The 7,006-nt window shown below is 73.0% G+C and carries 5 protein-coding genes; 4 read left to right on the forward strand and 1 reads right to left on the reverse strand.

Annotation, left to right across the window (positions count from 1 at the left end; genetic code table 11):
- Nucleotides 1–150: 150 nt before the first annotated feature.
- Nucleotides 151–1,653 (reverse strand): 30S ribosomal protein S1, encoded by a 1,503-nt coding sequence (gene rpsA, locus LCD33_RS01680; protein WP_224962930.1) that lies wholly within the window; start codon nt 1,651–1,653, stop codon nt 151–153.
- Nucleotides 1,654–2,183: 530 nt separating this feature from the next.
- Here rpsA and LCD33_RS01685 point away from each other — a divergent pair.
- The 4 genes from LCD33_RS01685 to LCD33_RS01700 all read left to right on the forward strand — a co-directional run bounded on the left by LCD33_RS01685 (nt 2,184) and on the right by LCD33_RS01700 (nt 6,870).
- Nucleotides 2,184–3,080 (forward strand): class I SAM-dependent methyltransferase, encoded by an 897-nt coding sequence (locus tag LCD33_RS01685; protein ID WP_224965951.1) that lies wholly within the window; start codon nt 2,184–2,186, stop codon nt 3,078–3,080.
- A gap of 105 nt (nt 3,081–3,185) precedes the next feature.
- Nucleotides 3,186–4,136, forward strand: coding sequence for a GNAT family N-acetyltransferase (locus tag LCD33_RS01690; RefSeq protein ID WP_224962927.1), 951 nt, complete (start codon nt 3,186–3,188; stop codon nt 4,134–4,136).
- A 32-nt stretch (nt 4,137–4,168) separates the two neighbouring features.
- Nucleotides 4,169–4,807, forward strand: coding sequence for an ATP-binding cassette domain-containing protein (locus LCD33_RS01695; protein WP_224965949.1), 639 nt, complete (start codon nt 4,169–4,171; stop codon nt 4,805–4,807).
- Nucleotides 4,804–6,870 (forward strand): YhgE/Pip domain-containing protein, encoded by a 2,067-nt coding sequence (locus tag LCD33_RS01700; protein WP_224977447.1) that lies wholly within the window; start codon nt 4,804–4,806, stop codon nt 6,868–6,870. The genes LCD33_RS01695 and LCD33_RS01700 overlap by 4 nt, the downstream gene beginning before the upstream one ends.
- Nucleotides 6,871–7,006 lie beyond the last annotated feature (136 nt).

Genomic DNA, 7,006 nt, shown 5'->3' on the forward strand with positions numbered 1-7,006 from the left:
TCCCCCCCCCCCCCCCCCCCCCCCCCGCGGCCCCCCCCGCCCCCCCGGCCCCCCCCCCGCCCCCCCCCGGCGGGGCGCCCGCCCCCCCCCCGCCCCCGCGGGGGGGGCCCGTCGTGCCTATCCGTTCCGGATCAGACGGAGACCGTCAGATCACGCACCGCCGGAGAGCTTCTCCCGCAGCGCGGCCAGCTGGGCGTCGCTGGCCAGGGAGCCCGCGTCGTCCTGCTGCTCGGACGAGCCGGAGGACGAGTAGTTCCCGCCGCCCTGCTCGGAACCCGCACCGGAAGCACCCGCGGCAGCGGCCTCGGCGTCGGCCTCGGCGGCCTTCGCGACCTGCTTCATGTGCTGCTCGTAGCGGGACAGCGCGTCGGCGTACTGGCGCTCCCACTCCTCGCGCTGGGTGTCGTAGCCTTCCTGCCACTCCTGGGTCTCCGGGTCGAAGCCCTCCGGGTAGATGTAGTCGCCGTTGTTGTCGTACTCGGCGGCCATCCCGTACTGGGTGGGGTCGAACTCGGAGTCCGGCGTGAAGCCCTCGTTGGCCTGCTTCAACGACAGCGAGATCCGGCGACGCTCCAGGTCGATGTCGATGACCTTGATCATCACGTCGTCGCCGACCTGGACGACCTGCTCCGGGATCTCCACGTGGCGCTCGGCCAGCTCGGAGATGTGCACCAGGCCCTCGATGCCCTCGTCGACCCGGACGAACGCACCGAACGGCACCAGCTTGGTGACCTTGCCCGGCACGATCTGGCCGATCGCGTGGGTGCGGGCGAACTGGCGCCACGGGTCTTCCTGCGTCGCCTTCAGCGACAGCGAGACGCGCTCGCGGTCCATCTCGACGTTGAGGACCTCGACCGTGACCTCCTGGCCGACCTCGACGACCTCGCTCGGGTGGTCGATGTGCTTCCAGGACAGCTCGGAGACGTGCACCAGGCCGTCGACGCCACCGAGGTCCACGAACGCACCGAAGTTGACGATCGAGGAGACGACGCCCTTGCGGACCTGGCCGTTCTGCAGCTGGTTGAGGAACTCGCTGCGGACCTCGGACTGAGTCTGCTCCAGCCAGGCGCGGCGGGACAGGACCACGTTGTTGCGGTTCTTGTCCAGCTCGATGATCTTCGCCTCGAGCTCGCGGCCGACGTAGGGCTGCAGGTCGCGGACGCGGCGCATCTCGACCAGCGACGCGGGCAGGAAGCCGCGCAGGCCGATGTCGAGGATGAGGCCGCCCTTGACGACCTCGATGACGGTGCCCTTGACGGGCTCGTCCTTGTCCTTGAGCTCCTCGATGGTGCCCCAGGCGCGCTCGTACTGGGCGCGCTTCTTGGACAGGATCAGCCGGCCTTCCTTGTCCTCCTTCTGGAGGACGAGGGCCTCGACGAAGTCGCCGACGGTGACGACCTCAGCCGGGTCGACATCGTGCTTGATGGACAGCTCCCGGGACGGGATGACGCCCTCGGTCTTGTAACCGATGTCGAGCAGCACCTCGTCGCGGTCGACCTTGACGATGGTGCCCTCAACGATGTCGCCGTCGTTGAAGTACTTGATGGTTAGGTCGACGGCGGCGAGGAAGTCCTCCTCCGTCCCGACGTCGTTGACCGCGACCTGCGGCTTGGTGGCGGCGGTGGTCGGAACGGTGGTGGTGTCGGTGGACATCAGGTGGGTTGCTCCGGTACGGATAGTTTGTCGGTTGCCTGCGGTTGTCCCCCGCCTCGGCGGTGGCGGACCGGGCTGGCAGACCTACCAGCACGCATCCGCGCACGACCCGCTGGGGGTTGCACCTTGGATCTTAGCCCCCGGGACCGACACCTCTGCGGGCGGAACCGGCGGAACAGGTCCGTCCGCTCTCGGCCCGGCGGTGTTCGACTCCCGGATCGGGTTCGAGCGGTCACCCGCTGCTTCCCCGGCCGGCGCGGCCCGCCACGTCCTCGGACCCGGCGGAACCACTCCACAGTCGAACGCCGGACCCCCCGTCGTTAATCCCGATCGGGGCACGCAACCTGCCGGGAAGCTCGGCTCCGGCAGCGGCGGTCGGCGGAGCCGACCGGCGGAGCCGGTCCCGGGCGTCTTTCCCCAGCCTGAATGCACGGACGCGTTAAGACCCACGGCGCGGGCGGTATCGTACGCGTTCGCGCGCTCGCGGAGCAAACCACTTGTCGGCGAAACACCGAACCACAGGACTTCTCATGCCGCACGACAATTCGGCCGCCCCCGAAATTTCACTCGATCCGGCGACGGAAGACCAGCCGGACGGCGGTTCCGCGCACGCCTCCGCGGAGCTGGCGCTGGGCACCGCGGGCGTGAGCAAGCGCACTGCCGACGCGGCCGAGTCCCGGCGGGCGAGCCGGCTGTGGTGGGACGCCGACGCCGACGACTACCAGGCCGAGCACGGCGAGTTCCTGGGCACCAGCGACTTCGTGTGGTGCCCCGAGCGGGTCCGGGAGGCCGACGCCCGGCTGCTCGGCGACGTCGCGGGCGAGCGGGTGCTGGAGGTCGGGGCGGGTTCCGCCCCCTGCTCGCGCTGGCTGGCCGCGCAGGGCGCGCACCCGGTGGCGCTGGACATCTCCGCCGGGATGCTGCGGCACGCGCGGCGCGGCGCCGCCGACAGCGGCATCGAGGTGCCCCTGGTGCAGGCCAGCGCCGACGCGCTGCCCTTCGCCGCGGACAGCTTCGACCTGGCCTGCTCGGCGTTCGGCGGCGTGCCGTTCGTCGCCGACGTCGGCGCGGTCTTCCGCGAGGTCGCGCGCGTGGTGCGCCCGGGCGGGCGCTGGGTGTTCGCGGTGACGCACCCGATGCGCTGGATCTTCCCGGACGATCCCGGGCCGGGTGGGCTCACCGTCGCGCAGTCCTACTTCGACCGGACGCCCTACGTGGAGATCGACGGGGACGGGCGCGCCACGTACGTGGAGCACCACCGGACGCTCGGCGACTACGTGCGGGAGCTGAACGCCGCGGGCCTGCGGCTGCTCGACGTCGTGGAGCCGGAGTGGCCCGCCGGCGCCACGCACACCTGGGGGCAGTGGAGCAGCCTGCGCGGGAAGCTCTTCCCCGGTACGTCGATCTTCTGCTGCGAACTGGCCTGATCTCCGCGGGCGACACGCCCCCGTCGCGCCGTTCGGGCGCGGTGATCGTCGCGGGCTGCCAGAATCCTGGTCGCCCGGCGGCTAGGCGAAGGGGTGGCGGCGCACATGGGTGACGCGCAGGACCTGCTGGACCGGCAGTGCGCGCGGTTCGCCGCGCTGGACCACCGGCTGCCGGAGCGGTACCTGCTGCCGAAGGGCGATCCGCTGCTGGCGCGGCTGCCGGACGGGACGGCGGTCGCCGGGCTGGTCGCGCACACCCGGAACCCGCCGGGGTCGGCGCAGAGCCTGTGGCAGGCCACCGATTCCTTCGAGCTCTTCCCGCTGCTCGGCGAGCACCCGGGCGCGGGGATGGCCGCCCTCCTGGCGGAGTGGCGGAGCCGCTTGGCCGCGCACGGGGCCCCGGCCGAGGACTCGTCGTGCGTGGTGACCTGGCCGAGCCGGGACGCGGAGGCGTCGCGCGCGCTGCTGGACCACGGCTTCGTCCCGCTGTCCTGCCTGGCGATCCGACCGCCCGCCCCGCCTGTCGCACTAGATACGAAACTGTCTGGTACCGTAAAGGTGCGCCGCGCCGAACCGGCCGACCTTGACGCCGTGGTCGAGCTCGCCCTCGCCGAGCACGCCTACGCCGCCCTCGTCGGCGCATCGGTGCACCGCCCCCGGACGGCCGAGCTCAAGCGCAACGCAGCGCGCCTGCGGCTCGCCGCCGGAAGCGGACCCGGAGGCGACCCGGTGTGGCTGGCCGAACAGGACGGCACACCGGTCGCACTCGCCGAGTGCGGCTGGATCGACCCCGACCGCCACTCCGGCGGCCACCGGCTCCGATCCGGCCGGTGGGCCTACGTGAACTGCGTGTCGGTGCACGAACGGGCCCGCGGCGGCGGCGTGGGACAGCGGCTGATGGCCGAAGCGCACGCGGAGTTCGCGCGCGCCGGGGTCGTCGGCAGCTTCCTCTACTACAACCCGCCCAACCCGCTGTCGTCGGTGTTCTGGCCCCGCCAGGGCTACCGGCCGCTGTGGACGATGTGGGAGGTGCGCCCGGCAACGGCGCTGCGCTGACCCCCACCGCTGTGAAGGAGTCGAGACGACGCGTGGAGATCGTCGCTGACGCAGTCGAGGTCACCGGGGCGCACAGCACGCTGCTCGCCCCCACCTCGCTGCACGTGAACAGCGGAGACCTGCTGGTGGTCACCGGAGAACCCCACTCCGGCCACACCGCCCTGGCCCTCGCCCTGTCCGGCCGGCTCAAGCCGAGCCGCGGCCGCGTCCTCGTCGACGGTGCCGACGACCCGAGGGCGCTGCGCCGCCGGGTCGCGATCGTCGACGGACCGGAGATCACCGAGCCCGAACCGAGCGTGCCCGTGCGCACCGCCGTCGCCGAAGGCCTCAGCATCGCGGGCCGCCGCTCCGGCCGGTCCGCCGTCCGGACCTGGCTCGCCGCCCACGACCTCACCGAGCACGCGGGCACCCGGGTGGAGAACCTGCCCGCCGCCGAGCGGACCCGGCTGCTCGTCGACCTGGCGTGCGCGGCGAAGACCACCGACGCGCTGGTCCTCGACACGCCCGACCGGCACGGCGGCGACCCCGGCTCCTGGTACGAGCTGGCGAAGCGGGAGGCCCGCAGGGAGCGCGCGGTCGTCGTGCTCTGCTCGCCGCACACCGCCGACCGGCTCGCCGTCCCCCATGCCCGAGTGGGCGCGGACAACCGCGCCGAAGAAGGTGCCCGATGACCACGTTCCGCCTCGCCCTGACCGAACTGCGCAGGCTCACCTCCGGCAAGCTGCCGCGGCTCGCGCTGGTCGCCATCACCCTGGTTCCGCTGCTGTACGGGGCGATGTACCTGTACGCGAACTGGGACCCGTACAACCGGCTCGGCGACGTGCCCGCGGCCGTCGTCGTCGACGACGCGGGCGCCACCCGGGAGGACGGCAGCAGGCTCGACGCCGGGGACAAGGTCTACGACGAGCTGGAGGACTCCGGCTCCTTCGACTGGCAGCGCACCGGCGCCGAGGACGCCGAGCAGGGCGTCGCCCAGGGCCGCTACACGTTCGCGCTCGTCGTGCCGCGCGACTTCTCCGCGGCGCTGATGTCGCCCGGCGACTTCGAACCCCGGCAGGCGCAGCTGCGGCTGGTCACCAACGACACCAACAACTACTTGATCTCCACGATCGCCGACAAGGTCGCAGGCGAGGTGCGCAAGGCCGTCGCCGCCGACGCGGGCACCGAAGCCGCCGACCAGCTGCTGCTCGGCTACGGCACGGTGCACGACAAGACGCTGGAGGCCGCCGACGGCGCGGGCAAGCTCGCCGACGGCGCCGGGCGGCTGCAGGACGGGCTCGGCACCGCTGAGGAGGGCACCGGGCAGCTGTCCTCCGGCGCGCACCAGCTGCTCGACGGGCAGCGGCAGCTGCTGGACGGCTCCGGCAGGCTCGCCGACGGGACCGGACGGCTCGCCGACGGTGCTCAGCAGCTGCGCGGCGGACTCCAGCAGCTGCAGGAGCGCACCGCGCCGCTGCCCGAGCAGTCCGCGAAACTCGCCGACGGCGCCGAGCAGGTCGCCCAGGGCAACGAGAAGCTCGCCGACACCGCGGGCAAGCTCGGCGACGTCTCGCAGGGCTTCGTCGACGACCTGGAGCAGACCAAGAGCCGCATCGCCGAGCAGCTGCGCGCCACCGGCGCCGACGAGCAGACCGTGCAGCGGGTGCTCGCCCACCTCGACGAGCTCAACCAGCCCATCACCGACGCCAACGACAAGGTGCAGGCCCAGATCGGGCAGATCGACGAGCTCGCCGACGGATCGCGGCAGGTCGCCGACGGGAACCGGAAGCTGGCCGACTCCACGCCCGCGCTGACCGGTGCCATCGGGCAGCTCAACGACGGCGCGGGCACCCTCGTCGGCGGCGGCGGTGAACTCGACTCCGGCGCCCGGCAGCTGCACCAGGGCGAGCAGCAGGCCGTCACCGGCACCGAGGAGCTCACCGACGGCGCCGACCGGCTCGCCGACGGATCGCACCAGCTCGCCGACGGTTCCGGGCAGCTCGTCGACGGATCGCACACGCTGGCCGACGAGCTCGGCAAGGGCGCGCAGGACATCCCCGACCTGGACGACGCCACCAGGGAGGACACCGCGCGCACCATCGGCGACCCGGTGGCGGTGAACAACGACGCGCAGGTCAAGGCCGCCACCTACGGCGCGGGGCTCGCCCCGTTCTTCATGGGGCTCGCGCTGTGGATCGGCGGGTTCGTGCTGTTCCTGATCATGCGGCCGCTGTCCCAGCGCGCGCTGGCCTCCGGGGTGGCGCCGTGGAAGATCGCGGTCGGCGGGTGGCTGCCCGCCGGGATCGTGGGCATCGCGCAGGCCGTGCTGCTGTACCTGGTCGTGGTGTTCGGCGTCGGGGTGAGCCCGGCGCACCCGTGGCTGACGCTCGGGTTCCTGGTGCTGACCTCGTTCGCGTTCACCGCCGTGGTGCACGCGCTGAACGCGGCGTTCGGGCCGAAGGGCAAATTCATCGCGCTGATCGTGCTGGTGCTGCAGCTGGTCACCGCGGGCGGCACGTTCCCGTGGCAGACGATCCCGGCGCCGCTGCACCCGCTGCACCAGGTGCTGCCGCTGAGCTACGTGGTCACCGCGCTGCGGCACCTGCTCTACGGCGGGCCGGGCCTGGAGGCCGCGGGCACGTCCGCGCTGGTGCTGATCGCCTACCTGGTGGCGGGGCTGCTGCTGAGCACGATCGCCGCCTGGCGGCAGCGGGTGTGGACGCCCGGCCGGTTGAAGCCGGAGCTGTCGTTGTGACCCGAGGGTGAGCGGAGGGGGGGGGGGGGGGGGGGGGGGCCGGCGGCCCCCCCCCCCCGCCGGGGGGGGGCCCCCGCCCCCCCGCGCCCCCGCGGGGGGTGTGTGGAGGGACTGTGGGGAGAGTGGGGAGGAGGGG

Source organism: Saccharopolyspora sp. 7B, from assembly GCF_020177435.1.
Classification (GTDB): Bacteria; Actinomycetota; Actinomycetes; order Mycobacteriales; family Pseudonocardiaceae; genus Saccharopolyspora_C; species Saccharopolyspora_C gregorii.